The sequence below is a fragment of the Nocardioides sp. Root190 genome (genome assembly GCF_001428565.1).
Classification (GTDB): Bacteria; Actinomycetota; Actinomycetes; order Propionibacteriales; family Nocardioidaceae; genus Nocardioides.
Map to the genome: position 1 here is coordinate 340,572 of NZ_LMIA01000007.1, position 24,689 is coordinate 365,260.

Annotated in this window: 28 protein-coding genes and 1 tRNA gene; 17 read left to right on the plus strand and 12 right to left on the minus strand. The window is 70.7% G+C overall.

All coding sequences use genetic code 11. The annotated features are described in order from the left end of the window. Positions 1-9 precede the first annotated feature (9 nt). Genes ASE01_RS05845 through ASE01_RS25405 form a run of 3 tightly spaced genes read left to right on the plus strand, consistent with a single transcriptional unit; the run spans position 10 to position 1,640 of the window. The gene (locus ASE01_RS05845; protein ID WP_235535892.1) at positions 10-558 is read left to right on the plus strand and encodes a pilus assembly protein HicB; all 549 of its coding nucleotides are present in this window, start codon (positions 10-12) and stop codon (positions 556-558) included. A gap of 24 nt (positions 559-582) precedes the next feature. After that, complete coding sequence (locus tag ASE01_RS05850) at positions 583-1,470, plus strand: DUF4097 family beta strand repeat-containing protein (RefSeq protein ID WP_056749230.1); 888 nt, start codon at positions 583-585, stop codon at positions 1,468-1,470. A 38-nt stretch (positions 1,471-1,508) separates the two neighbouring features. After that, positions 1,509-1,640, plus strand: coding sequence for a hypothetical protein (locus ASE01_RS25405; protein ID WP_268788659.1), 132 nt, complete (start codon positions 1,509-1,511; stop codon positions 1,638-1,640). A gap of 39 nt (positions 1,641-1,679) precedes the next feature. On the opposite strand, the gene ASE01_RS05855 is transcribed toward ASE01_RS25405, so the two are convergent. Further along, on the minus strand, positions 1,680-2,678 hold the full coding sequence (locus ASE01_RS05855; RefSeq protein ID WP_235535878.1) for a siderophore-interacting protein: 999 nt from the start codon (positions 2,676-2,678) through the stop codon (positions 1,680-1,682). A gap of 46 nt (positions 2,679-2,724) precedes the next feature. Further along, complete coding sequence (dcd, locus tag ASE01_RS05860; RefSeq protein ID WP_056749363.1) at positions 2,725-3,300, minus strand: dCTP deaminase; 576 nt, start codon at positions 3,298-3,300, stop codon at positions 2,725-2,727. 70 nt (positions 3,301-3,370) lie between these two features. On the opposite strand from dcd, the gene ASE01_RS05865 reads away from it, so the two are divergent. Next, complete coding sequence (locus ASE01_RS05865) at positions 3,371-4,144, plus strand: SGNH/GDSL hydrolase family protein (RefSeq protein ID WP_056749231.1); 774 nt, start codon at positions 3,371-3,373, stop codon at positions 4,142-4,144. A gap of 28 nt (positions 4,145-4,172) precedes the next feature. Continuing rightward, a tRNA-Gly gene (locus ASE01_RS05870) sits at positions 4,173-4,245 on the plus strand. A gap of 112 nt (positions 4,246-4,357) precedes the next feature. Here ASE01_RS05870 and ASE01_RS05875 read toward each other — a convergent pair. Continuing rightward, positions 4,358-5,158, minus strand: a complete 801-nt coding sequence (locus ASE01_RS05875) for a class I SAM-dependent methyltransferase (RefSeq protein ID WP_056749232.1) — start codon at positions 5,156-5,158, stop codon at positions 4,358-4,360. Positions 5,159-5,191: 33 nt separating this feature from the next. Between ASE01_RS05875 and ASE01_RS05880 the strand changes: the two genes are divergently transcribed. Continuing rightward, positions 5,192-5,821, plus strand: a complete 630-nt coding sequence (locus ASE01_RS05880) for a DUF2461 domain-containing protein (protein ID WP_056749233.1) — start codon at positions 5,192-5,194, stop codon at positions 5,819-5,821. A gap of 23 nt (positions 5,822-5,844) precedes the next feature. Here ASE01_RS05880 and ASE01_RS05885 read toward each other — a convergent pair whose 3' ends face one another. From ASE01_RS05885 to ASE01_RS05895, 3 genes are read right to left on the minus strand one after another with little or no spacing between them, the layout of a single operon-like run. After that, a complete protein-coding gene (locus ASE01_RS05885; protein WP_056749364.1) occupies positions 5,845-6,333 on the minus strand; it encodes an FBP domain-containing protein in 489 nt (162 codons plus the stop codon). A 41-nt stretch (positions 6,334-6,374) separates the two neighbouring features. Further along, on the minus strand, positions 6,375-7,184 hold the full coding sequence (locus tag ASE01_RS05890) for an alpha/beta fold hydrolase (RefSeq protein WP_056749234.1): 810 nt from the start codon (positions 7,182-7,184) through the stop codon (positions 6,375-6,377). Positions 7,185-7,218: 34 nt separating this feature from the next. Next, a complete protein-coding gene (locus tag ASE01_RS05895; protein ID WP_056749235.1) occupies positions 7,219-7,674 on the minus strand; it encodes a nuclear transport factor 2 family protein in 456 nt (151 codons plus the stop codon). Between the two features lie 169 nt (positions 7,675-7,843). Here ASE01_RS05895 and ASE01_RS05900 point away from each other — a divergent pair, with 169 nt between their 5' ends. Next, positions 7,844-8,512, plus strand: coding sequence for a hypothetical protein (locus ASE01_RS05900; protein ID WP_056749236.1), 669 nt, complete (start codon positions 7,844-7,846; stop codon positions 8,510-8,512). A gap of 21 nt (positions 8,513-8,533) precedes the next feature. On the opposite strand, the gene ASE01_RS05905 is transcribed toward ASE01_RS05900, so the two are convergent. Together ASE01_RS05905 and ASE01_RS05910 are read right to left on the minus strand one after the other, a co-directional pair. Further along, the gene (locus ASE01_RS05905) at positions 8,534-11,149 is read right to left on the minus strand and encodes a hypothetical protein (protein ID WP_157537118.1); all 2,616 of its coding nucleotides are present in this window, start codon (positions 11,147-11,149) and stop codon (positions 8,534-8,536) included. 167 nt (positions 11,150-11,316) lie between these two features. Then, complete coding sequence (locus tag ASE01_RS05910; RefSeq protein WP_056749238.1) at positions 11,317-11,775, minus strand: RrF2 family transcriptional regulator; 459 nt, start codon at positions 11,773-11,775, stop codon at positions 11,317-11,319. Positions 11,776-11,976: 201 nt separating this feature from the next. Here ASE01_RS05910 and ASE01_RS05915 point away from each other — a divergent pair, with 201 nt between their 5' ends. The 6 genes from ASE01_RS05915 (at position 11,977) to ASE01_RS05940 (ending at position 17,562) form a co-directional block, all read left to right on the plus strand. Continuing rightward, complete coding sequence (locus tag ASE01_RS05915) at positions 11,977-13,842, plus strand: acyl-CoA dehydrogenase (protein ID WP_056749239.1); 1,866 nt, start codon at positions 11,977-11,979, stop codon at positions 13,840-13,842. A 123-nt stretch (positions 13,843-13,965) separates the two neighbouring features. Next, complete coding sequence (locus tag ASE01_RS05920; protein ID WP_056749240.1) at positions 13,966-14,673, plus strand: hypothetical protein; 708 nt, start codon at positions 13,966-13,968, stop codon at positions 14,671-14,673. Positions 14,674-14,714: 41 nt separating this feature from the next. Further along, positions 14,715-15,530 (plus strand): maleylpyruvate isomerase family mycothiol-dependent enzyme, encoded by an 816-nt coding sequence (locus ASE01_RS05925; RefSeq protein ID WP_056749241.1) that lies wholly within the window; start codon positions 14,715-14,717, stop codon positions 15,528-15,530. 17 nt (positions 15,531-15,547) lie between these two features. Continuing rightward, positions 15,548-16,477, plus strand: coding sequence for an oxidoreductase (locus tag ASE01_RS05930; RefSeq protein WP_056749242.1), 930 nt, complete (start codon positions 15,548-15,550; stop codon positions 16,475-16,477). A gap of 75 nt (positions 16,478-16,552) precedes the next feature. Continuing rightward, positions 16,553-17,245, plus strand: a complete 693-nt coding sequence (locus tag ASE01_RS05935) for a hypothetical protein (protein ID WP_056749243.1) — start codon at positions 16,553-16,555, stop codon at positions 17,243-17,245. A gap of 62 nt (positions 17,246-17,307) precedes the next feature. Then, positions 17,308-17,562, plus strand: coding sequence for a hypothetical protein (locus ASE01_RS05940; RefSeq protein WP_056749244.1), 255 nt, complete (start codon positions 17,308-17,310; stop codon positions 17,560-17,562). Positions 17,563-17,580: 18 nt separating this feature from the next. Here the strand turns inward: ASE01_RS05940 and ASE01_RS24935 are convergent, their stop codons facing one another. Continuing rightward, complete coding sequence (locus ASE01_RS24935; protein WP_200958763.1) at positions 17,581-17,724, minus strand: hypothetical protein; 144 nt, start codon at positions 17,722-17,724, stop codon at positions 17,581-17,583. A 101-nt stretch (positions 17,725-17,825) separates the two neighbouring features. Between ASE01_RS24935 and ASE01_RS05945 the strand changes: the two genes are divergently transcribed. Beyond that, positions 17,826-18,209: a DivIVA domain-containing protein gene (locus tag ASE01_RS05945; protein ID WP_157537119.1), complete on the plus strand. Its 384-nt coding sequence runs from the start codon at positions 17,826-17,828 to the stop codon at positions 18,207-18,209. Here ASE01_RS05945 and ASE01_RS05950 read toward each other — a convergent pair. From ASE01_RS05950 to ASE01_RS05960, 3 genes are all read right to left on the minus strand, one after another. Then, positions 18,206-19,000, minus strand: a complete 795-nt coding sequence (locus ASE01_RS05950) for a crotonase/enoyl-CoA hydratase family protein (RefSeq protein ID WP_056749246.1) — start codon at positions 18,998-19,000, stop codon at positions 18,206-18,208. The two genes, ASE01_RS05945 and ASE01_RS05950, sit on opposite strands and share 4 nt — an antisense overlap. Before the next feature lie 118 nt (positions 19,001-19,118). Further along, positions 19,119-20,357: a fatty acid desaturase family protein gene (locus ASE01_RS05955; protein ID WP_056749247.1), complete on the minus strand. Its 1,239-nt coding sequence runs from the start codon at positions 20,355-20,357 to the stop codon at positions 19,119-19,121. A 35-nt stretch (positions 20,358-20,392) separates the two neighbouring features. Continuing rightward, a complete protein-coding gene (locus tag ASE01_RS05960; protein ID WP_235535879.1) occupies positions 20,393-21,547 on the minus strand; it encodes a ferredoxin reductase in 1,155 nt (384 codons plus the stop codon). 125 nt (positions 21,548-21,672) lie between these two features. Between ASE01_RS05960 and ASE01_RS05965 the strand changes: the two genes are divergently transcribed. The 3 genes from ASE01_RS05965 to ASE01_RS05975 are packed head-to-tail and all read left to right on the plus strand — an operon-like array spanning position 21,673 to position 24,659. Next, the gene (locus ASE01_RS05965) at positions 21,673-22,830 is read left to right on the plus strand and encodes a PucR family transcriptional regulator (protein ID WP_235535880.1); all 1,158 of its coding nucleotides are present in this window, start codon (positions 21,673-21,675) and stop codon (positions 22,828-22,830) included. Continuing rightward, positions 22,827-23,744 (plus strand): SGNH/GDSL hydrolase family protein, encoded by a 918-nt coding sequence (locus ASE01_RS05970; protein ID WP_056749249.1) that lies wholly within the window; start codon positions 22,827-22,829, stop codon positions 23,742-23,744. The genes ASE01_RS05965 and ASE01_RS05970 overlap by 4 nt, the downstream gene beginning before the upstream one ends. After that, positions 23,745-24,659, plus strand: coding sequence for an SGNH/GDSL hydrolase family protein (locus ASE01_RS05975; RefSeq protein WP_082605841.1), 915 nt, complete (start codon positions 23,745-23,747; stop codon positions 24,657-24,659). The last annotated feature ends 30 nt before the right edge of the window (positions 24,660-24,689 follow it).

The following is a 24,689-nucleotide window of genomic DNA, read 5'->3' on the forward strand; positions in this document are numbered from 1 at the left end:
GTCATCGTGATGCACATGGACATCACGCCGTACGTCGACAGCCTCCGCCGCGACCTCCTGGCCGCCGCGGACAGTGCCGGCCCCGAGGCCCGCCAGGTCGCGGACCGGCTCGGCTACGCGCTGGACCCCTCGGTCCGGCTCGCTGTCATGGAGGCGATCAGCCAAGCGGCTGCCGAGATCACTGCGGCCATGGCGACGGGTGGCGTGGACGTCCGGCTCGACGGACGCGACCTGGCCTTCGTCGTCGACGTGGGCATGCCGGCGCCGCCGCACCCGCCCAGCCCGCCTGCGCCACCGCTGCCGCCGGCGCCGCCCGCCGAGGAGGACGAGGGTGTCTCGCGGGTCAGCCTGCGACTGCCCGAGTCGCTCAAGACGCGCGCCGACGACGCGGCCGCGCAGGCCGGTCAGTCGCTCAACACCTGGCTGGTCAACCTGATCCGCAGCGCGACGAGCGACCAGGCCATCCACATCGACGTCGACCTCTCGAGCATCCCGTTCGGCGGCGACTTCCCGTTCGGCGGCAAGCGCGGCAACCGCCGCATGACCGGCTGGCTCTGAACCCACCCCCGCGAGGAGCGCGACATGAACCACGAGACCGACCCCGACAGCACGGGCCGCACCACCATCATCGATCCGCAGGGCCGCTCCTTCGCGACGCCTGCTCCGGTCCACCTGTACGTCGAGAACGGCTCCGGCCGGATCGCCGTCACGGCCACCGCTCCTGCCACGGCAGGCGCCACCACCACCGTCCGGGTCTCCGGCGCGCGCGCCGAGGAGGTCACGGTCGTCCAGGACGGTGAGCGGATCAGCGTGATCGCGCCCAAGTGGCGCACCGGCTTCTTCGGGGGCAACCAGTCCCTCGACATCGAGGTCGAGGTGCCCGACGGCAGCCACCTCGTCCTCAAGTCCGGCAGCGCCGACGTCGACGTCGTCGGTCAGGTCGCAACCGTCCGGGTCAAGTGCGGTTCCGCCGGCGTGCGTGTCGAGCGGGTCGGGGACAGTGCCGTGATCGACACCGGTTCCGGCGACGTGGCCCTCGGCGCGGTCGCGGGCGACCTGCGGATCCGCAGCGGCTCGGGGGCGGTCTCGGTGCAGTCCTCATCGGGTGCCGCGTCGATCTCGACCGGCTCCGGCAGCGTCCGGATCGGGTACGCCGCCCGGCCGGTCGTGGTGAAGACGGGCTCCGGCGACCTGGAGATCCTCGAGTCCGAGGACGACGTCGCCAGCACCTCCGGCTCCGGTTCGGTGGCCGTGCGGCGCGCACGGCGCGGACGGATCAGCGCCAAGGGTGCCTCCGGCAACGTGATCGTCGGCGTCCCCGCCGGCATCGCGGTGTGGACCGACATCTCCACCGTGACCGGCCGGGTCTCCTCGACCCTGCCATCCGTCGGCCAGCCCGAGCCGGGTGCCGACCACGTCGAACTGCGGGTCACCACGGTCTCGGGTGACATCGCGCTCGCCCCGGCCTGAGGCCGACAGAGAGCCATCAGAGAGCGAGAGGAGGAGCCATGTTCGAGATGCTGAGTGAGCAACGCGTGCGCCAGGACGTCGATGACCGCATCCGCCGCGCCAGCCGTCGCCGCCTCGTCGCGCGCGTCAAGGCCGCGCGTCCGGGTCGACGTCCCACCGACCACCTCTGAGCGGGCCAGCCGAGCTGGAGTGGGGCGCGGAGGGCGCGGCTACGAGCGCATCGAGACGCCCTCGCGCCAGTACCCCATGAACGCGACCTGCTTGCGGTCCAGGCCGAGGTCGTTGACCAGCTTGCGTCGCAGGCCGGTCACGACCTTGGACTCACCGGCGATCCAGGCGTAGAGGCCGGCGTACGGTGCGCCCTCGGTCGGCACGTCCGTCGCCTCGGCGAGGTCCTCGCCGGAGGAGGAGTAGACCGGCGTCTCCCACAGGTCGGGGTCGATCTCGTCGTCGGCCACGGAGATCTTCTCCGTCGGGACGGTGCCGGTGAGGTGCGCGAGGACGGCGGCGTGGAGGTCCTCGCCGCGGGCGCCGCCGTTGCGGGGCAGCCAGGTCAGTTCCACGCCGGGAGGTACGGCGACGTCGTCCAGCACGTCCGCGTCGAGCGGCACCTCGAGGAAGGCTGCGCCGGTCGCGTCCGCCGGGAGGTCGCGCAGGACGCCGCGGATCGCGGGCGCAGCGGTCTCGTCGCCGACGAGGAGCAGTCGACTGGCCGGGCCGGGTGCCCACTCGATGCCGCCGTACTCGTGGCCGCGGCGGGGTGCCATGACGATCAGGCGCTGTCCGACCTGGGCCTGGAGCGCCCAGCGGTTGCCCGCGCCGTCGAGCGGGTCGGTGTCGTCGGTGTGGTGGGGGTCGGACTCGTGGACCACGATGTCGACGACCAGGCGGGTGTCGGTCCCCTCGCCGACGACGTCGCGCACCGTGTAGGTCCGCATCGAGCCGCGCTCGTCCTCGGGGATCTCGATCCAGGTGGTCCACCAGGACTCGTCCGCGTCGGCGAACGACGGCAGGGTGCCGGAGGCGTTCGGGAAGACGATCTTGATCCGCTGGTCGAACACCGGACCCGGCGTGCCGAACTCGGCCAGCACCGGGCCGCTGAGCTCGATCCGCACGAAGGAGGGGGAGACCCGCGCCACCGACGCGACCTCGACCTCGCTGAGGATCATGGGAAGCGCCGCGATGTACTCGTTCTGCTCGACGGTCATGAGGTCAGGCTAACCTAATGAACAAGCGCAGGAAGAGCCTGACTAGTCAGATGTCGGTGCGGTGGAAGTTCTGGAACGAGCGCGACGGCGTCGGTCCCCGCTGGCCCTGGTAGCGCGAGCCGTACTTCTCCGAGCCGTACGGGTGCTCGCTCGGCGAGGACAGGCGGAAGAAGCAGAACTGGCCGATCTTCATGCCGGGGTACAGCTTGATCGGCAGCGTCGCGACATTGGCGAGCTCCAGCGTGACGTGCCCCGAGAACCCCGGGTCCACGAAGCCGGCCGTGGCGTGGGTGAGCAGGCCGAGGCGACCCAGTGACGACTTGCCCTCGACACGAGCGGCGATGTCGTCGGGCAGGCTGACGACCTCGTACGTCGACCCGAGCACGAACTCGCCCGGGTGCAGGATGAAGGGCTCGTCGCCCTCCGGCTCCACCACGCGGGTCAGGTCGGACTGGTCCGCAGCCGGATCGATCGACGGGTACTTGTGGTTGTCGAACACCCGGAAGAACCGGTCGAGTCGCACGTCCACCGACGACGGCTGGAGCATCGACCCGTCATAGGGGTCGAGGGCAATTCGTCCGGCGTCGATCTCGGCGGTGATGTCCCTGTCGCTCAGCAGCACGTCCGGCACCCTAGCCGCAGTCCTGCCTCCCGGCACTGCGTGGCCCGGATCACGGGCGCACAATGAGGCAATGACCTTCAGCAAGTACGTCGCCCTGGGCGACTCGTTCACCGAAGGGGTCGGTGACCCCGACCTCGCACGTCCGGGCGGCCTGCGGGGATGGGCTGACCGGGCGGCGGAGGGTCTCGCGGTCGATGCACGCGCCGCCGGCCACGACTTCGGCTACGCCAACCTCGCGATCCGGGGCCGCAAGCTGCCCGCCATCATCGACCAGCAGGTCGATGCGGCACTGGCTCTCGCCCCCGACCTCGTGTCCATCCACGGCGGCGGCAACGACGTGCTGCGCCCGAAGGTCGATCTCGACGCCCTCGCCGCGTCGTACGACGAGGCGATCGGCCGCCTGGCCGACAGCGGCGCCCACGTGGTGATGTTCACGATCGCCGACACCGGCGACAGCGGCGTCATGAAGGTCATCCGCGGGCGGACCGCGATCTTCAACGAATGGGCTCGCGAGATTGCCGAGAAGCGCGGCGCGACCCTCGTCGACATGTGGCGGATGCGCGGCTGGAAGGTCGCCGAGGTCATGGACGAGGACCGACTCCATCTCAACGCCGTCGGCCACCAGTCGATCGCGATCGCCGCCCTCGACGCCCTCGGCGTCGCCCACGATCTCCAGCCCATCGATCCGGTGGCTGCGCCAGTGCTCTCGGCACGCGAACAACGCGCCGCAGACCTGGCCTGGGCCCGCGCCCACCTCGCGCCCTGGGTGCACCGCCGCGTCACCGGCCGCTCCTCCGGGGACGGGGTGGAGCCGAAGCGTCCGACCCTCGCGCCCATCGGGTAGCATCCTCCACGCTCGGGAGACCGGGCATGCGGATGTAGCTCAGTTGGTAGAGCGTCAGCTTCCCAAGCTGAATGTCGCGAGTTCGAATCTCGTCATCCGCTCTCGATCTGGAGTGCGCTGCCGCGCCGCGGTTGGCTTGGGTGTGGGGCTGGTTGGTCTGGCGGCAAGACGGCTGTGGTGGTCGGGGCGCGAGCGGGTCTTCGCTTCGGTGCCTCAGGTGTCGGCGAGCGTGTAGCGGATGTCGACAGGTAGGCGGTGGTCCGCGGCGGTGAGGACGGCGTCGACCCGTTCGAGTGCCTCGCCGACCTTCGCGGGCGGCACGTGCATCCACAGTCCACGAAGTGCCGTCCCCATCGACCACGCCCGCCACTGGTGCACGTCGGTGAACGGGACGTCGTACGTCGCGCGCTCGGTGCGCACCCCGGACAACCCGGCCGAGCGGAAGAGGCCCTCGACGGCTTCGTCGGTCGCGAAGGCGGGCGGCATCTGCGCCGTGCTGGGGACGTCCGTCGGCCGGTACGAGTCGAGCACGTCGGTGACGGACTCCAGCCCTGCCGGCCACGGGGCGAACGAAGAGATGCCGATCCGCCCACCGGACGTCAGCTGCGCACGCCAGGCGGCCAGGCCCTGGACCGGGTCGGGCAGGAAGAACAGCAGCAGCGAGGCGCAGACGACGTCGTAGGGGCCTTCGGGTGGTGCCGCGGCATCGCCGCGCGACACGGTGACGTGCGCCAGGCCGCGATCGGCGGTGACCTCCTGCAGCAGCGCGACCATCCGGCTCGACACGTCGACCGCGCGCACGCGGCCCGACGGTCCGACCCGCTCGGCGAGACGCAGCGTGGCAGCGCCGCGCCCCGAGCCCACGTCGAGGACGTGCTCGCCGGGGGTCGGTGCCAGGCGCTCCACCAGGCCTTCGGCGATGGTGGCGAAGAAGGGGACGCCCGACTGGTCGTAGTCGTCCGCGACGGCATCGAACATCGCGGCCCAGAAGTCGGCGTCGGGTGGTCCGTCCATCTCGGCAGTATGCGCCCGCCGTAGGCTCCTCTGGTGGAGTTCACCGGGTTTCCTGTCGCCGCCCTCGACTTCTATGACGACCTCGAGATGGACAACACCAAGTCCTTCTGGGACGCCAACAAGGCCACCTACGACGAGCACGTGAAGGCGCCGATGGTGGCGCTGACCGATGCGCTCGCCCCGGAGTTCGGCGCTGCGAAGGTGTTCCGCCCGTACCGCGACGTCCGCTTCGCCAAGGACAAGACGCCGTACAAGACGCACCAGGGTGCCTTCGTCGGTCTCGGCCCGGCGACGGGGTGGTACGTCGAGGTGGCGGCGCCCGGCGTGCGCGTCGGTGCTGGCGTCTACGAGGCCAGCGGCGAACGCCTGGCAGCGATGCGTGAGGCGATGGCCGAGGAGAAGACGGGCAAGGCGCTGCAGCGGATCCTGCGCGACCTGGAGCGGGGCGGGTTCGAGATCGCGGGGGAGCGGCTCAAGACCGTGCCGCGCGGCTACGACAAGGAGCACCCGCGGATCGAGCTCCTGCGGATGAAGACGGTGCTGGGCATGCGGTCCTACGGCTTCGAGCCGGTCGTGCACACCGCTGACCTGCTCGGCGAGATCCGCGAGGACTGGCGGCGGCTGCGCCCGTTGGTCAACTGGATCAACAACGCGACGTCCTGATCCTGGCAGCCGCGCGGACCGGTTCAGCCCACGCGCGCCAGGAAGGTCGCGAGGTTCGTCGCCAGCCGCTCGATCCGCTGCTCGGTACTGAGGGACTCGGGCAGCCGGCCTGCGTCCGAGACCCGCTTGCCCCGGACGTACGACGAGCACTGCAGGTCCGCGCAGAGGTAGGTGCCGACGGAGTCGCCGTTCTGGCCGGCCTTGCCGGCGCGCGGTGCGACCAGCAGGGCCACGCCGCCCGGACCGTGCGGGGTGAGGCAGAGGGTGCAGAGGTTCTTGCGCGGCGTTCCGGAAGACCCGTCGGTGGCGCGCAGCACGATGCCGTACGGCGCACCGTCGCGGATCGCGACGAGGTAGCCGCGGACCTTCGACTGTGGGTCACGCCAGCCGAGGAAGTCGAGATCGTCCCAGGGGTGGTTCGCGAGCTCGCGGGGCACGGTGAGCCTTTTCGCCTCGCCCTTGGAGCAGTTGACGAAGGACGCGCGTACCTGCGCTTCGGTGAGGGGTTCCACGTCGATCAACCCTACGAACCGGCGCCAGTCCTTTTCGGCGATCAGCTGATGAAGTCGGCGATCAACGCGTTCACCTGCGCCGGGTCCTCCATCGCTGCGAGGTGGGCGACGCCTTCGAGGACCACGAGCTCCGCGCCCGGGATCGCCTCCGCCATCGCGCGCGTCTCGGCCACCGGGAAGGTCGCGTCCTCACGGCCCGCGACGACGAGTGTCGGCGCGCTCACCCGGGCGAGCAGGGCCCTCTGGTCGGGGCGGCGGGGGACGACGCTGCGCACAGCGTGCGCGCCCGAGGAGATGTCGACGGACTCGACGCTGCGACGCACGGATGCCACGACCTCAGGGCGGTTGGCGAAGGTGGTCGGACCGAGGAACGCCGCGAGCACGCGCGAGGTCAGGGGCGGACGGACGCCACCGCGCAGTTTCGCGAGGGCGAGCAGGGCGCCGAACTCGAGGCGTTGCCGTCGACCGGCCGGCGACGCGGTCGCGTTCATCAGGATCGCGTGCCGCACCCGTTCGGGGTACGACGCAGCGAAGGTCGCGCCGATCATGCCGCCCCAGGAGTTCCCGACGATGTCGGCATCCGGCGCGTCGAGTGCGTCGAGGATCGCGGCGATCGTGTCCGCGCAGTCGCGGAAGGTGAAGGGCGCGACGAGTCGCTCACTGCCGCCGTGGCCGGGCGGGTCGACGAGGACCACCCGGTGGGTCGGGGCGAAGTGTCGGGCCTGGCCGGACCAGAGGTCGCCGGTCATCAGCAGGCTCGGCCAGAACACCATCACCGGGCCGGTGCCGCCGACCTGCAGGCGGATCCGCCCGAGCGGGGTGGCGACGTACTCCTCGCGCAGGGCGGTCATCGGCCCAGCGTAGGACGGCTCAGCGTAGGGCGGCTCAGGAGGCCGAGGTGAAGCTCGCCATGGTCCGGTCCGGCTCCCAGAACGCCTTCATCGACGTCACGCGGCCCTCGTCATCGACGACGTAGACCATGATCAGGTCGGTGGTGGTGTGCGAGCCGTCCGCGAAGGCGGTGCGGATCCGGCCGATGTTGGCGCAGGTGTTGCTGCCGGGGTTCGCGAACGAGTCGGTGATGGTGAACTCGAAGGTGCCGATGGGTGCGATCGCCTTCTCCCAGAACGCGGAGATCCCTGCGTGGCCGCGGTGGCCCTTGCCCTCCGGGTCGAACATCGACGGGCCGACCGGGTCCTCGAGGAGCGCGTCCTCGGCGTACACCGTGAGCCACTCGGCGAGGTCGCCCTTGGCGACGGCGGAGTAGGAGCGCTGGGAGGCGGCGCGGGCCGGGTGCGGGTCGTTCGCGGCGTTCCACACGATCGCGTCGGAGGAGATCATGCGGTCAGCGTAGGCCAAATCTAGAACACGTTCTAGCCCGAACATGTAACTACGTGTCCATGTCGATGTCCACAGGTCACAGCACCCGGGTAGGTACACGAACACGTAGTTACAAGCCCCGTCGCCGGGCGTTCATGCTCCGCTCACCCGAGGCTGCGACCGTCGTGCCATGGCCAAGAAGCACAAGGTGTGGATCCACGTCGGCATGGCGGGCGTGGCCGACGTGATCGAGCCCGCGCTCGCCCATCACCATCAGGCGCTGGTCGAGCTCGGTGTCTCCTCCATCGCGCAGACCTCGGCGGAGAGCTTCCGTGCGGCCGTGGAGATGACGCGCAGCCACAAGGACTGGGGGATCAAGCGCTCCGACGTCGAGGGCCAGTGGACCCGCATGGTCCGCCGTGCGCAGAAGGCGAAGGCTGACCTGGTGTTCAGCCAGCCCCTGCTCGCCTCCGCCAGCCCCGAGCAGATCGCGCTCCTGGTCGACGCCCTCGTCGGCCATCAGGTCAACGTGGTGATCACGACCGGGCTCGATGACGAGACCGACACGATCGCCCGCTGGTCCGCAGCCGTCCGCAAGCCCGAGCGGCTGCACGTCCTGCAGTCCGACGGCATGGAGCCGCGGGACGCATGGAAGGCGTTCGGCAAGCTCGTCGGCTTCGGTACGTCGTCGCTGCGCCTCGACGACGTCCCCCAGTCGGCCGCGGTCTTCCAGTCCCTGCCGGACGCGCTGCGTGAGCTGGAGCGCCTGGCTCGCCGCAACGCCTCCCTCGAGGTGCGCCTCGAGGAGCTCGACCGCAAGCGCCGCAAGCTCAAGCGCAAGCTCGGCGCAGCTGCCTGACAGCAGCGGCCGTCCCGGGGCTCAGCTGACGGACACCGGGAGTGCCGCCGACGACGCGGGCGCGTACCCGGCGATGTCGCTGAGCGTGACGGTCCAGGTGCCGCTCGCCTTCGGGTAGACCCGCGCGGTGAACGTCCCGCTGGTGGTGGTCGTGGCCGAGGAGACGACGGCCGTGGTGCTGCTGCCGGTCGCGCGGAAGGTGACCTTGAGCCGCAGGCCGGCCGCGGGAACGGTGCTCCCGTTCCAGGTCCGCGTCGCGGAGCCGGTGAGGGTGACGAAGCCGCCCGGGGCCACGCTCGAGGTGGAGGCCGAGGCCGTCACGGCCGTGCTCCATGTCGCCGCGGTGACGGCTCCGACGTCGGTGCGGGCGGCCGGTTGGCCAGTCGTCCCGGCGTACGCAACGGCGAGGGTGCCGCTCACCTTCAGTGCCACGGAGGCGCTGAACGTCCCGTCCGCCTTGGTGGTGGCGGACCCCACGCGCACTGCTGTGCCACCTGCCGGTGTCACCGTGAGGGCCACGGACCTGCTGCCCAGTGGCGTGACATTTCCGCCGGCGTCCCGGCGAAGGGTGCCGCTCACCACGACGGTCTGTCCGTGGGCCACGGCGGTCCTGTCGACGGCTCCAGTGATCAGCGTCGCGGGGACGGCGACCGTGATCGCGCCGGCCGACGCCGTTGCTCCGGTGTACGCCGTGCCGGCGGCCAGCACGACGGTGACGGTTCCGCTCGCGGTCGGCTTCACGACCACGCTGTAGCTGCCGTCGGCGGTGGTCTTCGTCGAGCCCAGGGTGAGCACCTTGCCCGCCGGGGTGGTGAGGCGGACCGCGAGGCTCACGCCGGCCGGGACGACCGTCGTCGCGCCGATCGTGGCGGAGAGGGTGCCCGACACCGTCACCGGGTCGGCGTGGTAGAGCTCGTCGAGGTTGACCCCGGCGCCCACCGAGGTGGTGCACCTCGACGGTGCGGCCACGAGGGCGACAGGGCCTGCGGCGGCATAGACCGTGCCGGCGGCGGTCCGGGCGCGGTACGTCGTGCTGGTCGTCGCCGTCTGTGACACGGTCGCGACGCCGCTCGTCGCGGTCACGGCCGAGCCGGCGCTCGCCGGGGCGGTCATCGTCGCTGTCTGCTTGGTCAGGGAGGTCGTCAGTCCCTTGACGGGCTGGCCGCTGGCGGAGTCCACGACCGTCGCGGTCAGCGGGAAGGACGCGCCCGTGCAGACGGCCGCCGTACCTCCGTCGGCCGGCGACTGGCCGGCTGCGCCGAGGCTGATGCTCACCGCTCGGGCCGTGCCCGTGGCGAAGGTCAGCGGACTGGTCACCGAGCGGGTCGCCCCGGTCGAGTCGGTCAGGGTCACGGTGACCGTGGTGGCAGTCGCCGCGCCGGCATTGCAGACGACGTCGGTCTGCAGCTGCGTGGGAGCGGAGAAGGAACAGTCCTTGCGGGCGCTCTTCCACGCCACGGTGGTGACGGTGCGTCCCGACGGCAGGGACGGTGCGACGGAGGCCTGGGTGGCCAGGCCCGGCACGGCCGGATTGTTGACCGCGATCGTGGCGCCGAGGACGGTCGGTGTGCCGAGGCTGCCCCCGCCGGAGCCGTCGCCGCCACCGATCAGGAAGCGCGAGTCCGCCGCGTTCCAGTGGCCGTCGAGCCAGCTGCCCGGGTCGGGGTAGGTCGAGAAGTAGTCGTCGTTGTTGCAGTCGAGCAGGTACTCCCGCTGTGGCACGCAGATCTGCTGCATCGCGAAGCCGCCGCCGTCGGCGTAGCACATGGTGTCCGACTCGTCCCAGCAGTGACCGGCGCGGGTTCCGTGCGGCGCCGTGCTCATCACCCCGCCGAAGGTGTGCACCAGCTCGTGCGCCTCGACCGAGTGCTGCGCGGCACCGTCGCCGAATCCCCAGCACCCGCTGTCGATCCGGGCGTACTGCGCGTAGCTGCCGTTGTTCGGGTTGCCCTGGCTCTGCCCGTCGTTGGGGTACATCGACGCGATGCCGCACAGCACGCTCGCGTCGGTCCACATGAGGTACTTGCGGTTTGCTGCCGTGTGGCCGAGGGCCTGGACGGCAGAGATGGTGGCGTTGAAGGACGACATCGAGCCCGCCGGCACGGTCACGTTGAGGACCTTGGCCACGCAGCTCCCGCCCGCCGTGTCGGTGACGTAGCGGACCCGTCGTACGCCCCCGGTGAGCGCAGCGGACCGGTTGACGACGTCGTCGACGCCGGCGGCCCACAGCTGGAAGCTCGACTGCAGGGCGGCGAACCGGTTGGTCCTGCCCGCCTCGACGACGTACATCGCCTGGGTGCGGAAGCCCGACGTGCCGTCGCCGTCGCAGGCCACGGCCGGGCTGGCGACGGCTGCCTGGACCGGTGCGGGGACGCCGAGGTCCTCAGCGGCCGCCCAGGCCCCGGCACTGCCGCCGTCGCGCGAGCGGAGCTCGGCGGTGGTGACCGGCTCGGTGGGATCGACCCCCGCCGGCGCCTCGTCCACGTGTTCGCAGGCCCCCGGCAGCACCCAGCCCAGGGTGTCGCCGGTGGGGCAGCGCTCCTCCTGGACGGGAGCGTCGGAGAACTGCGTCATCGCGGACGGTACGACGACCGCGACCCCGAGTGCGAGCGCAACGACCACACGGCGAACTGCCACGACGTCACCTTCCCTGGCAACAAGGCCTCCGGCGCATCCTGCGCCAACGCACCCCGATGGGGTGCACGGCCGTTGTCCCGTGGATCGGTGCGCTCAGTGCGTGTCTGAGCTGTCCACCCGAAGTCAGGCGGGGGTCCCAGACGGTCGGCGCGCTCGCACCGTGGAGCTCAGTGAGGCTGCCAGGCGTCTTCGTCGGCGGTGCGGGAGGTGACGGCCTCGGGGAGCTTGCCGTCGGCCAGCTGCTGGATGGTCACGTCCTCGAAGACCTCGCGCAGGGCGCGGCGGGCGGCGATCCAGACGTGCTGGAGGACCTCGGCGGACTCGTTGTAGGCGACGGCCTCGGGGCGCAGGCCGTAGACGGAGACGAGCGGGCCGTCGACGGCGCGGATCACGTCGGCGACCGACACGGTCTCGGCCTCGCGGGCCATCCGCCATCCGCCGGACTGGCCGCGCTGGGACATCACGATCCCGGCTCGGCGCAGGTCGGCGAGGATCGCCTGGAGGAAGCCGTGCGGGATGTCCTGGAGCCGGCCGAGCTCCTCGGCGCTCACGGCGCGGCCGTCGGAGCGCCCAGTCATCGCGATGAGGGCGCGCAGGGCGTAGTCGGACTTCGCGGAGACGCGCATGTCGCAAGTGTCTCAGATAGTTCGATCGAATCACTCGACCTACCCGTCATGGACGTGATCCGCGTTGCCGGGCGCGGTGCCACGGGGAGGTGTGAGGCATTCGTTGTCGGGTTCTGCTTGCAGGCTGCTAGCGCACCCCGTACGATTAAGTTACTGACAAGTAACCCTTGTCACTTCACCCGGACGAGAACGGTTGGGACAGTGAGCCACTACAAGAGCAACCTGCGCGACATCGAGTTCAACCTCTTCGAGCTCTTCAACGTGCAGGACTACCTGGGTACGGGTCTCTACGAGGAGATGGACGCGGACACCGCCCGCGAGGTCCTCTCCGAGATCGAACGCATCGCCCGCGAGGACCTGGCGGCGTCGTACGTCGACGCCGACCGGAACCCGCCGGTCTTCGACCCCGCGACGAACACGGCGCCGGTTCCGGCGTCCTTCAAGAAGTCCTACGACGCCTGGATGGAGTCCGGCTTCTGGGGACTCGGCCTGCCCGAGGAGATCGGTGGCACCACCGCGCCGCCGTCCCTCGTGTGGTCCACCGGCGAGATGGTGCTCGGCGCGCAGGCGCCGATCTGGATGTACTGCACCGGTCCGTCGATGGGCTCGGTCGTGTTCAAGAACGCCAACGGCGTGGAGCGCGACGTCCGCATCGCCGAGATCATGGTCGAGCGCATGTGGGGCGCCACGATGGTCCTCACCGAGCCCGACGCGGGCTCCGACGTGGGCGCGGGCAAGACGTTCGCCACGCCCAACGAGGACGGCTCCTGGAACATCACCGGCGTCAAGCGCTTCATCACCAGCGCCGAGTCGGACCTGCAGGAGAACATCATGCACCTGGTCCTCGCCCGCCCGAAGGGCGTCGAGGGCATCGGTGGTCCGGGCACGAAGGGCCTCTCGCTCTTCCTCGTCCCGAAGTTCCACTTCGACCACCAGAGCGGTGAGCTGACCGGCGCGCGCAACGGCGTCTACGTCACCAACGTCGAGCACAAGATGGGCATCAAGGTGTCCAACACCTGCGAGCTCACCTTCGGCGACTCCCAGGTCGGTGGCGGCGAGGCCGCCCAGGGCTGGCTGCTCGGCGAGGTCCACGACGGCATCCGCCAGATGTTCGACGTCATCGAGAACGCCCGCATGATGGTCGGCACGAAGGCCATCGCGACGCTGTCGACCGGCTACCTCAACGCGCTCGACTACGCCAAGGAGCGGGTCCAGGGTGCCGACCTCACCCAGTCCGGTGACAAGGCCGCGCCGCGCGTGACGATCACGCACCACCCCGACGTGCGTCGCTCGCTGATGACCCAGAAGTCGTTCGCCGAGGCGATGCGGTCGCTGGTCATCTACACCTCCACCTGGCAGGACAAGATCCAGATCGCGAAGGCCGCCGGCGAGCGCGACGAGCTGGCCGAGGCGGTCAACGACCTGCTGCTCCCGATCGTCAAGGGCTACGGCTCGGAGCGTTCGTGGGTGCTGCTGGGCACGGAGTCGCTGCAGACCTTCGGTGGTTCGGGCTTCCTGCAGGAGTACCCGATCGAGCAGTACGTCCGCGACGCCAAGATCGACACCCTGTACGAAGGCACGACCGCGATCCAGGGCCAGGACTTCTTCTTCCGCAAGATCGTCAAGGACCAGGGCAAGGCACTGGGCCAGATCGCGACCGAGATCAAGTCGTTCATCGAGTCCGAGGCCGGCAACGGCCGGCTCAAGACCGAGCGTGAGCTCCTCGCAACGGCCCTCGCCGACGCCGAGGCGCTGGTCGGCCTGATGATCAACGACCTCATGTCGGCACAGGACGACATCCGCAACATCTACAAGGTCGGACTCAACACCTCCCGTGTGCTCATGGCGCTCGGCGACGTGGTCTGCTCCTGGCTGCTGCTCCGCGGCGCCGAGGTGGCGCTGGGCAAGCTGGCCGGCGACGCGGGTGCGGACAAGGCCTACTACGAGGGCAAGGTCGCTGCTGCGCAGTGGTTCGCGCAGCTCAACCTGCCGCGCCTCTCCGCCGAGCTCCGGATCGCCGAGGGCACCAACCTCGCGATCATGGACCTCGACGAGGCGTCCTTCTGAGCTCCTCGAGCTGAGTCGTCCCGAGCGACCCGAACGGCCGTCCCGCACGCGGGGCGGCCGTTCGGCCTTTCCGGCAGCAGCGGCGACTGGTTCACGCCCGGCCGCACGGGGTAGGAAGGTGCCGTGACGCAGCCACCGCCCGACCAGCAGCCCACCCAGCACGCCCCGCAGCGGCCGCCGGTTCCTCCCCAGCAGCCGCAGGGTCAGCAGTGGCCGGTCGCCCAGCCGCCGGTTGCCCAGCCGCCGAACCCCTACGCCAGCGGGTCCGGCGCGCCGTACCAGCAGCAGCCGCCGTACGGCCAGCCCTACGGTCAGCAGCCCTACCAGCCGCCGTTCCAGCAGCCGCCGAGCAGTGGCGGCGCGGGCAAGGCGATCGCCATCATCGTCGCGGCGATCATCCTGGTGGTGCTGCTGTTCTGCGGCGGCATCATCGCGCTGATCTTCTGGATCGCCGGCAATGTCGAGGACTCGGTCAACGAGTGGGACGCCGACCGGGTCGGTGGACGCGACAACCCGATCACCGTGGAGATGGGCGAGGCGTTCGAGATCGACGGCGTGGAGTACGCCGAGGGCTGGTCCGTCCAGCCGCCGGCCGACAACTACAGCGGCCACTCGGTGACCGGACTGACGGCGACCAACGAGCGCGAGGACGGGTCGAGCAAGTACGTCTCCCTGTCCTTCACCTTCGTCGCCGCCGACGACGTGGAGGTCGCCGAGATCAGCTGCTACAGCGACGGCAGCATCAGCAACGGCAACTCCGAGGACCTCGAGTGCCGCGGCTACGACGAGATCACCGCGACCTACGACCACATCGAGGTGTCCGCCTCGTAGGACTCCCACGCGAGCGGGCCAGGATCGCTAGCATCGGCCGGGTGAGCGACAGTGAGCTGCTGAGCGGGTACGTCGACGCGTGGTGGACCTCGATCCAGGACTTCCTCGTCCTGCTCGAGGACCTCGCCCCGGAGGACTGGGCCAGGCCCACCGACCTCGCGGGCTGGGACGTGAAGGCAGTCGCCTCGCACACCGCCCACCTCGAGTCGCTGCTGGCCGGAGGCCCGGACGAGTCGGCCGAGGTCGGCGAGGCCCCGCACATCACCAGTCCGATGGGTCAGTTCACCGAGATCGGCGTGATCACCCGGCGCGAGCGCGAGCCCGCCTCGATCGTCGAGGAGATCCGCGAGGTCACCGCCCGGCGGTACGCCGCCCTGCAGGCGGACCCGCCGACCGACGGTGCGGCCCCCGCGCCCGGGCTGTTCGGCATGATCGGCTGGAACACCCGCACCCTGTTGCGCAACCGTCCGCTCGACGTGTGGATGCACGAGCAGGACATCCGGCGCGCGGTGGACCGGCCGGGTGGCCTGGACTCCCCGGGTGCCCGACACACGGCCGACTACCTCGTGGAGGCGTTCGGGTTCGTGGTCGGCAAGAAGGTCGGCCCGCCTGCGGGCACGACCGCCGTCCTGGAGGTCGAGGGCAGCCCCCCGATCACGGTCGAGATCGGACCGGACGGTCGCGGCCGTCGGGCCGAGGTCACGCCGAGTGACCCGACCGTGCGCGTCGCGATGGACCGCGAGAGCTTCATCGTCCTCGCCGGCGGCCGCCGCGCGGCCGCGCCGGGCGCCGTCGTCGTCTCGGGCGACGAGGACCTCGGTCGCCGCATCGTCGACCAGCTCGCCACCACTCCGTAGCTCCGTAGGGGATCCTGATGTCCGAGAAGTGGAACGTCGCCGACCTGCCGGACCAGACCGGCCGCACGATCGTGCTCACCGGTCCGACGCTCGGCGGACTCGGCCACCACACCGCCCTCGAGCTCGCTCGCCACGGTGCCCGGGTCGTCCTGGCCGGGCGCACCCCGGCGAAGGTCGAGGAGACCGTCGGGGCGATCCGCGCCGAGGTGCCGGGTGCCGCGCTCGAGGCGCTGCACCTCGACCTGGCCAGTCTCGCGTCAGTGCGCTCGGCCGCCACGGCTGCCGAGCAGATCGGGCCGATCGACGTCCTGATCAACAACGCCGGGGTGATGGGCACGTCGTACTCCCGCACGGCCGACGGCCTCGACCTGCAGATGGCGACGAACCACTTCGGGCCGTTCCTGCTGACCGGCCTGCTGCTGCCGCAACTGGCGAAGAGCGATGGCGGGCGGGTCGTGAACGTGTCGTCGATCTTCCACAACTTCGCCGGCAAGGCGCCGCTCGGCGACCCGCGCGAGCAGCACGGCCGCTACAGCAAGTGGAAGGTCTACGGGCAGTCGAAGCTGGCCAACCTGTACTTCACCGCCGAGCTCGACCGTCGCCTGCGGGTGGCGAACCTGCCGGTGCACGCCCTCGCCGCGCACCCCGGGTTCGCGGGCACGCACCTCGCCGCTAACGGGCAGTACGGCCGCTCGGCAGGCGGCATCGCCACGATCCTCGATGCCGGGGTCAGGGCGGTGTCCCAGTCTGCGGCGGCCGGCGCCTGGCCCTCCCTGATGGCCGCGACCGACGACCTGCCCGGCAACACCTTCGTCGGCCCCAGCGGGCCGGGTCAGATGTCCGGTTCGCCGCGCATCGTCGGGCGCAGCAAGCTGGCCCGTGACGAGAACGCCTCTCGCGTGCTGTGGGAGATCAGCGAGGAGACCGTCGACCTGCGGTACCCCTGAGGACCCCTACCAAGGTCGGGGGAGTCGCTACCCGGGCAGGATGCCGTGACGGGTCCGGCTTCCTAACGTGGAGGCATGCCAGAGACGAAGCCGCCGGTCCAGGTGTGGGAAGGGCGGGTCGAGGAGCGCGCCCACCGGGTGGAGCTGAGCGCCGGCCTCCTTCCGAGGGCGACCTGGTACGTCGACGGCGAGGAGGTCGCGACCGCCAAGGTCGCCGACCAGAAGGCGTCACTGAGTGCCGAAGGCCTCGGCCGGGTCGTCGTACGGACCTCCTGGTTCGGTGCTCCGCGCCGGGCGAACCTGCTCGGCGAGGACGAGCTCCTGGGCGGCACCGAGCTGATGCCGGAACCTGGTTCGCCGGCGGCCCGCCATCTCGACGCCGCGGTGGCCCACCCGACGCGCCACACGATGCTGCAGACCGGCGGTGCCGCGGCCGGCGTCGTCGTACCCATCGTCCTGATCGCCCTGCTCGTGCGCCTGGCCGACCGGATCCCGTGGCCGGACCTGCCGCGCATTCCGTGGCCCGACCTGCCGAGCATCCCGTGGCCGAGCATCCCCTGGCCGGACATCCCGTGGCCGGACGTGGCGCTGCCGGGGTGGGTGGAGCCGCTCGCCGACTCCGCGAAGTACGTCGTGCCGGTCGTGGTCGCGTTCGTGCTCGCGCGTGCCGAGATCAGGCGGCGCCGTCAGCACCAGGACGAGGCGAGTGCGCCTCCGGAACAGACGGACGGTCAGGTCGGACCGGTTGATTCTGAGGATCGGCGCTGACCGATCGGACACTCCCGCGCCGATCCCGGGTCACCGCGGACGTTGGTCCCTACCGTGACGCCATGGCAGTGGTGCGCAAGACGGAGTCGTGGCTGTGGTTCGTGCCCGCGTCCTCGGTGCTGCTCGGACTGGTCTACCTGGTGCGGCACGAGGAGTTCCTCGGCCTGTGCTGGGTCGGGATCGGGACCGTCGCGACGCTGCGCGACTACCTCCACGCGCGTCGGCCGAAGCTGGCGGCCGCCATCACCGGCGCCGGCGCAGCCGTGGCACTGGTCATCGCGCTCACGCTGATGCGGCATGCGCTGGAGACCCTCTGAGGCTCGCCGTTCCGCACGTCAGGCGGCGAAGGTCCCCGGCATCACGGTGGGCTCGCAGTCGCAGGTGTCGCTGCACGCCAGGAAGGTGTGCACCGCGTGGCCGCACGCCGGGCACGGCAGGTCGTGGCTGAGGTGGTGCTGGTTCGGGGTGGTGGTCCACATGGCCCGGTCTCCTCGTCGGCTCGTGGTGTGTCGTCACTGGGACCACGAACCAGATCGGCCAGATACGACCCCGGAGGAGAATTCTGGTGAGGCTTTCCGTCGTGAGCCGTAGGGTCGGCGCCATGGACCCCGCTGTCTTCGCCGCCTTCAACGCCCATGTCTCCGCGGTCCGGTTCACTCCCGTACGCATCCGCGAGGGCTATGACATGGCAGCCGTCGACGACCTCCTGGACTCCCTCGTGGTGATCGGGGCGAGTGGCGGCGACGTGCAGAAGGCCGTCGCGGAGAGCCATCTGCCGGTGGTCCGACTCCGCGAGGGCTACGCGATCGCGCAGGTCGACACGTTCCTCAAGGAATTCGTCCGGATCGCGCGTGACCCCGAGGGCCTGCTGCGCGGGTCGTCGCCGTACCCGCCGCACTCGGCGTACCCGCCGCACCAAACGGGCGGCTGGTGGTCCCGTTTCTTCGGACGCCGGTCCGGCTAGCGGCCCCGCGGGCCGTACACCGCTTCGGCCTTCTTGAACGCCGCCTCGCGGGCCGCCTTCGTGTTGCGCGCGACGAGCAGGTGGGCCTGCTCGATCCGCTCGCGCGCGAAGGTCCTGCGCGGGGAGGCGTTCCACGTGTCGTTGAAGAGGCGCTTCGCCGCCGCGACGGCGTCGGGGGACTTGCGCGACAGCTCGTTGGCCAGCGCGAGGGCACCGGTGAGCGGGTCGTTGTCGAGGCGGGTGACCAGGCCGAGCTCCTTGGCGCGGGAGCCGTCGAACACCTCGGCGCTCATCGTCAGCAGCTTCGCCTGGTCGATCCCGACGAGCTCCTTGAGCGCCTGGACGCCCGACATGTCGGGGATCAGGCCCCACTTGCCCTCGAGCACCGACCACCGCGAGTCCGGCGTCGCGATCCGGAAGTCAGCGGCCAGTGCGATCTGGAGTCCGCCGCCCAGGCAGTGCCCGTGCACGGCCGCGATCACCGGCACCGGGATCCGGCGGAAGGCCCACGGGGCTTCCTGGAAGGTGTTGGTGCCCCGGAGCGGACGCGGGACGAACGCCTTCACCAGTCCACCCGGGTTGCGCATGACCGACGCGAAGTCGAGGCCCGCGCAGAACGCGTCCCCCTGGCCGCTGATGATCACCGCGCGCAGGGACTTGTCCCTGCGCAGCCGGTTCGCCGTCGCGACCAGGTCGTCGAGGACGTCCAGCGTCAGCGCGTTGAGCTTGTCCGGCCGGACCAGCTGGACGTGGGCGATGCCGTCGGTGATCGTGCAGGTCACGTTGCTCATGGGGAGCATGCTACCCGTCGGTAACCGTCGGATGTCATGCGATCTGGCTGCCGGGGCAGCCGCATCGCATGACATCCCGCGGGATGGTTCAGCCCCGCTCAGTCGAGCTCGGCCCGGATCAGGCAGCCTCGGCGTACTCCTGCTTGGCCTTGCGCTCGAGCAGCTTCAGCATCACGCGACGCTTGCGCTTGTCGGCGGTGGTGATCTTGTAGAGCGCGACCAGCTGGGTCGGCAGGTTCGTGGGCGTGGTGGTCTCGAGCCAGCCGTTGGGGAAGGACAGGCGGATCACCTTGTGCCAGGCACTGGCCACCTGCGGGACGAAGGGGCGGGTCAGGTAGGTGAGCTCGTACTTGTCGAAGACGGCCTTCACCTTCGGCGCGACCTCGGCGTAGCGGTTGCTCGGGAGGTCGGGGAAGAGGTGGTGCTCGATCTGGTGGGACAGGTTGCCGCTCATGATGTGCAGTGCGGTCGACCCGGAGAAGTTGGCCGAGCCGAGCATCTGGCGCAGGTACCACTCACCGCGGGTCTCGTTGTCGGGGATCGACTTCAGCTCGAAGGTCTCGACGCCCTCGGGGAAGTGGCCGCACATGATGACCGAGTGCGACCAGAGGTTGCGGACGACGTTGGCCGTGACGTTGGCGGCAAGGGTCGGGAGGAAGGAGCCGGTCGGGATCGACAGCGCCGGGTTGACGAGGTAGTCCTTCGTGGCCTGCTTGCGGATCTTCTTCAGCGTGTCCTTCACGCCCTTCGTGAAGGACTCGGGGCGCTTGTCCTTCGGCTTGGACAGGTTGCGTCCGAGCTCGAGGTCGTAGGCCGCGATGCCGTACTCGAAGAGGCAGGCGTTGATGAAGTTCCACAGCGGCTGGGCGAGGTAGAGGGGGTACCAGCGCTGCTCCTCGTCGACGCGCATGATGCCGTAGCCGAGGTCGTTGTCCTTGCCGATGATGTTGGTGTGCGTGTGGTGCACCTGGTTGTGCGAGTGCTTCCAGGCCTCCGAGGGGGTGGCGTTGTCCCACTCCCAGGTCGTCGAGTGGATCTTCGGGTCGCGCATCCAGTCCCACTGGCCGTGCATGACGTTGTGCCCGATTTCCATGTTCTCGAGGATCTTCGCGACGCTCAGGCCGGCGGTGCCCAGGATCCAGGCGGGCGGGAAGATGCTGGCCAGCAGCACGGCGCGGCTGCCGAGCTCCAGCTTGCGCTGCACGTCGACGACCTTGCGGATGTAGGCCGCGTCGCGGTCGCCGCGGGTCTCGATGACCTCGTCGCGGATGGCGTCGAGCTCGGCGCCGAGCGCCTCGATCTGCTCGGGGCTCAGGTGGGCGATCGGGTTCGCGGGCTTCTTCGTGATCGTGGTCATCGTCAGCCTTTCGTCGAGGGGGCGGTCGAGGAGGGTCAGTGGTCGATGTGGCAGTCGCCGGCAGCGGCGCTGATGCAGGTCTGGATGGGTACGCCGCCCGGGTTGGTCTCACCGGGGACGGCGACGGTGAGGTCGCCGGTGCGCAGGTCGCGGACGGCGCCTGAGGTCATCGGCAGCACGCAACCCATGCAGATGCCCATCCGGCAGCCGCTCGGCATCAGGACGCCCGCCGACTCGGCGGCGTCGAGGATGGGCACGGAGCCGTCGGTCTCCACGACCCGGTCGCTCGGGCCGCCGAAGGTCAGCGTGCCACCCTCGGCCTCCACGTCGACGACGGCGGCGCGGAAGCGCTCGGTGTGCAGGGTCAGGCGCCGCTCGGCGTAGAACTCCTCGAGGGTGTCGAGCAGGCCTGCCGGACCGCAGGCGTACGCCGTGCGCTCGGCCAGGTCGGCGACCTCGGCCTCGAGGTCGGCGATCGTGAGGAGGCCGTCGGTGTCGGTGTGCCGCTCGACGAGGCGCAGGCGCCCCGCCTCGGCGTGGGCGCGGAGCTCGGCGCCGAAGATGACCTCGTCACGCTTCATCGCCGAGTGCACGAGCACGATGTCGAAGGCGGCGACGGCTGCATCACGGGCGGACTCGTTGCGGGAGTAGAGGTTGCGCAGCATGCCGATGACGGGCGTGATGCCGGAGCCGGCGGTGACCAGCAGCAGCTTCTGTCGGCGGCCCGCCCGGGCCGGCGTCAGCACGAAGTCGCCCTCGGCCTGCGCGAGGTGCAGCATCTGACCGGCGCGCGCGTTGCGCACGAGGTGCTGTGAGACGGCGCCGCCGGGGATCGCCTTCACGGTGATGGAGATCCGGCCGTCGCGGCGCGGGCCGTGGGTCAGCGAGTAGGTGCGCCACAGGCGGATGCCGTTGACGTCGACACCGACCCGGACGTACTGGCCGGGGATGTGACCGGCCCAGTCGCGGCCCGGCTTGATGACGATGGTCGCCGCGTCAGCGGTCTCGGACTCGACCGACACGATCCGGCCCTGCAGGCCGGCTGCCGCCCCGGTGCGCAGCGGGGCGAAGTGGTCGAGCAGGTCGTCAACGGTCAGGGGGGTGACCGCGGAGTCGAGGAGGTTGCGCAGCCCCGAGGTCAGGCGGCCGCTGCGGGCTCCTGTGCGGGGCGTTTCGGTCGTCGTGCTCACACCATCAAGACTCCCAACATCGCGCGCTAAACTCATGACCACAGTCGGTGAATCTTCCAGGTGTTTTTGTTCGCAGAGAGTAAAAGAGAGCCATGTCGGGTCGGGACACGAGGCGGTCGCAGTCGGTGGGCAGTGCCCTGCTGCCGCCCGCGACGGTCGCTGCGATCCGCGGGGAGCTGGCTGCCGTCGCCGATGACGTGGTCGACCAGATCATTCGCGAGGTCCCGCCGTACGAGGACGCCTTCAGCGGCCCCATGGGCCGCACCATCCGGGGCGCCGTGCAGGTCGCGCTCGGTGGATTCCTCTCCCTCGTCAGCGATCGCCGCGGACCGGACGCACTGGCGCCGCGGGCTTCTGCCGTCGACGGCGCCTACCAGCTGGGGCGCGGGGAGGTCCGCAGCGGCCGTACGACCGACGCACTGCTCTCGGCGTACCGGATCGGCGCGCGGGTCTCCTGGCAGCACCTGTCGGCCAAGGCCGTCGAGCAGGGCATCGATCCGGCGACGATGGCCTCCTTCGCCGAGCTCGTCTTCGCCTACATCGACGAGCTCTCCGCGGCGAGCGTCGCGGGACACCGCGACGAATCGGCCAGCGAGGGCCGGATCCGGCAGCGGATGTCGGAGCGACTCGCGCGTCACCTGCTCGCCGGCGCCCCCGAGGCGACCGTGCTCGCCTCGGCCGAGCGCGCCGAGTGGTCGCCCCCGACCACCCTCACCGTGGTCATCGTTCCGGAGTACCAGGCCGGCACGGTCCTGCAGACCCTGCGCCGGGGCACCCTGCTGACGACCGACGTCCCGGAGCTCGACGGCGCGGCGCTGATGATGGTGCCCGACGCACACGACCGGCGCCGAGCGACGCTGCTGCGGGCGGTGCGCGACCGTGATGCCCTCGTCGGCCCGGCCCGTCCGTGGCTCGACGTGCGGGCGTCGTACGACCGTGCGCTGCGGGCCCGTGCGCTGGGCCTGAGCGGCGACACCGAGCTCCACCTTCCGCGGCTGGTGCTGACTGCCGACCCCGACGCGCTCGCCGACCTGCGGTCGGTCGTGCTGGCGCCGCTCGACGAGCTGCGGCCCGCGACGGCTGCGAAGCTGCGCCAGACCCTGCGGGCATGGCTGCTCCACCAGGGTCGGCGCGACGACATGGCCGCGGCGCTGTTCGTCCACCCGCAGACCGTCCGCTACAGGATGACTCAACTTCGGGACCTGTTCGGCGATCGTTTGGACGACCCCGATAGCGTCCTCGCCCTGACCCTTGCGCTCGGTGTGGAGGAGGAATCCGGATGAAGACGTGGCGTTCGGTGACCGCTCTGTCCCTGGCCCTGCTCGTGCTGCTGGTGGTGGCCGGCAGCTGCAGCACGAAGAAGCAGATCAAGGCCGACGCCAGCTCCAACCGCGACCGGGTCATCGAGACCGGTGACACCTACGTCGCGCTCGGCGACTCGAACACCTCGGGTCCCGGACTCGGCACGCCCACCTTCGTGCCCGGCTGTCAGCAGACGATCGGCAACTACCCGCACCTGCTGGCCGAGGAGATGGACCTCGACCTGGTCGACGTGAGCTGCGGCGGCGCGAAGACCGAGAACATGACCGAGGAGCAGACCGCCCTCGGCGACAAGGTTCCTCCGCAGCTCGACGCGATCCGCAAGGACACTGCCCTGGTCACGCTGAGCATCGGCGGCAACGACGGTGACGTGTACGGGAGCCTGGTCCTCAACTGCGTGCGTCTCGGGGCCAAGGACCCGACCGGTGCGCCGTGCTCCGACCTCGCCCGCAAGCACCCCACGGCGCTCAAGAAGGTCTTCGACGGCGTGACCGACGCGATCGTCGCGACGGTCGCCGCGGTCCTCGACAAGGCGCCGAAGGCCCGCATCGTCGTGATCGGCTACCCCCAGATCATCCCCGCCGACGGTGCCTGCGCTGCCCTTCCCCTGGGCGAGGGTGACTATCCCTTCGCTCGTGGCGTGATGGAGCAGTTCGACAAGGCACAGGCCGAGGCCGCCAAGGAGGCCAAGGCCGAGTTCCTCGACATGTGGACGGCCACCGAGGGCCACGACATCTGCAGCGAGGACCCCTGGGTGGCGGGCGTGAGGCCGCAGGAGGCCGGGATCGCCTACCACCCGTACGCCGCGGGCCAGGAGGCCGTCGTCGAGGAGCTGCAGGCGCTGGTGTCGGCCCCGGGCGCTTCTCTGGGCTCCTGAATGAGGAGGCCGGTACGTCGTCTCGTGACCGGCCTGGTGGCGCTGGTGGCCATGGCCGGGTGCTCCTCGTCGGACGGGTCGCCGGGCGTCGTACCAGCTGAGTCGGTGGGTACGACGGACCCGGCCGCTCCTTCCTCCGAGCCGGCGCCGCCATCGGGGCCGCGCTACGTCGCGCTGGGGGACTCGTTCACCGCAGCCCCCGGCGTCGGCGAGGCCAGCGGCCCGGCGGACTGCCTGCGCACCGACGGCAACTACCCGCACCTGCTGGCCGAACGGCTCGACCTCGACCTGGTCGACGTGAGCTGCGTGGGAGCGACCAGTGCCGACCTGAGGGCGGTCCAGGGCTCGCCGGACCGCGGCCTGCCGCCGCAGCTCGACGCGATCGACGCCCGGACCGGGCTGGTGACGCTGAGCATCGGTGCCAACGACGACGGGCTCTTCGGGTCGCTGGTCCGCAGCTGTGCGGGGTTCGCGGGGATCGCCACCGACCAGCTCTGCCTCGCGCAGGGTCGCTTCGCCGAGGACCGCCTGGTGCGTGGGTTCGACGCCCTCGCCGTACAGACGGAGCGCTCGGTGGCCGCGATCCGCAAGCGCGCACCGAAGGCGCAGGTGATCGTTGTCGGCTACCCCCAGCTGGTGCCGGCTGCAGGGACCTGCGACCGCCTCCCGATGAGCAGGGCCGAGGTCGTGTTCGTCCACGACGTCAACCGACGTCTGGCCGACGCGCTGCGGCGCGGGGCTGTCACAGCAGGCGTGGAGTACGTCGACATGTGGGCCGCGAGCGAGGGACACGACGCCTGCGCCGCCGACCCGTGGGTCGCCGGCGTGCAACCCGAGGAGCCCGGCGCGCCACTGCACCCGTACGCCGCCCACCAGGTCGCCGTGGCGGACGCACTCGAGACGCTCGTGGGCTGAGCCAGCGCAGGCATCGGACAGGAAGTAGGT

Bases quoted from the DNA above. Each gene is read 5' to 3' on its own strand.
- ASE01_RS05845 (WP_235535892.1), top strand. From the start codon at position 10: ATGCACATGGACATCACGCCGTACGTCGACAGCCTCCGCCGCGACCTC.
- ASE01_RS05850 (WP_056749230.1), top strand. From the start codon at position 583: ATGAACCACGAGACCGACCCCGACAGCACGGGCCGCACCACCATCATC.
- ASE01_RS25405 (WP_268788659.1), top strand. From the start codon at position 1,509: ATGTTCGAGATGCTGAGTGAGCAACGCGTGCGCCAGGACGTCGATGAC.
- ASE01_RS05855 (WP_235535878.1), bottom strand. From the start codon at position 2,678: ATGACCGTCGAGCAGAACGAGTACATCGCGGCGCTTCCCATGATCCTC.
- ASE01_RS05865 (WP_056749231.1), top strand. From the start codon at position 3,371: ATGACCTTCAGCAAGTACGTCGCCCTGGGCGACTCGTTCACCGAAGGG.
- ASE01_RS05875 (WP_056749232.1), bottom strand. From the start codon at position 5,158: ATGGACGGACCACCCGACGCCGACTTCTGGGCCGCGATGTTCGATGCC.
- ASE01_RS05890 (WP_056749234.1), bottom strand. From the start codon at position 7,184: ATGACCGCCCTGCGCGAGGAGTACGTCGCCACCCCGCTCGGGCGGATC.
- ASE01_RS05895 (WP_056749235.1), bottom strand. From the start codon at position 7,674: ATGATCTCCTCCGACGCGATCGTGTGGAACGCCGCGAACGACCCGCAC.
- ASE01_RS05900 (WP_056749236.1), top strand. From the start codon at position 7,844: ATGGCCAAGAAGCACAAGGTGTGGATCCACGTCGGCATGGCGGGCGTG.
- ASE01_RS05910 (WP_056749238.1), bottom strand. From the start codon at position 11,775: ATGCGCGTCTCCGCGAAGTCCGACTACGCCCTGCGCGCCCTCATCGCG.
- ASE01_RS05930 (WP_056749242.1), top strand. From the start codon at position 15,548: ATGTCCGAGAAGTGGAACGTCGCCGACCTGCCGGACCAGACCGGCCGC.
- ASE01_RS05935 (WP_056749243.1), top strand. From the start codon at position 16,553: ATGCCAGAGACGAAGCCGCCGGTCCAGGTGTGGGAAGGGCGGGTCGAG.
- ASE01_RS05940 (WP_056749244.1), top strand. From the start codon at position 17,308: ATGGCAGTGGTGCGCAAGACGGAGTCGTGGCTGTGGTTCGTGCCCGCG.
- ASE01_RS24935 (WP_200958763.1), bottom strand. From the start codon at position 17,724: ATGTGGACCACCACCCCGAACCAGCACCACCTCAGCCACGACCTGCCG.
- ASE01_RS05950 (WP_056749246.1), bottom strand. From the start codon at position 19,000: ATGAGCAACGTGACCTGCACGATCACCGACGGCATCGCCCACGTCCAG.
- ASE01_RS05955 (WP_056749247.1), bottom strand. From the start codon at position 20,357: ATGACCACGATCACGAAGAAGCCCGCGAACCCGATCGCCCACCTGAGC.
- ASE01_RS05970 (WP_056749249.1), top strand. From the start codon at position 22,827: ATGAAGACGTGGCGTTCGGTGACCGCTCTGTCCCTGGCCCTGCTCGTG.
- ASE01_RS05975 (WP_082605841.1), top strand. From the start codon at position 23,745: ATGAGGAGGCCGGTACGTCGTCTCGTGACCGGCCTGGTGGCGCTGGTG.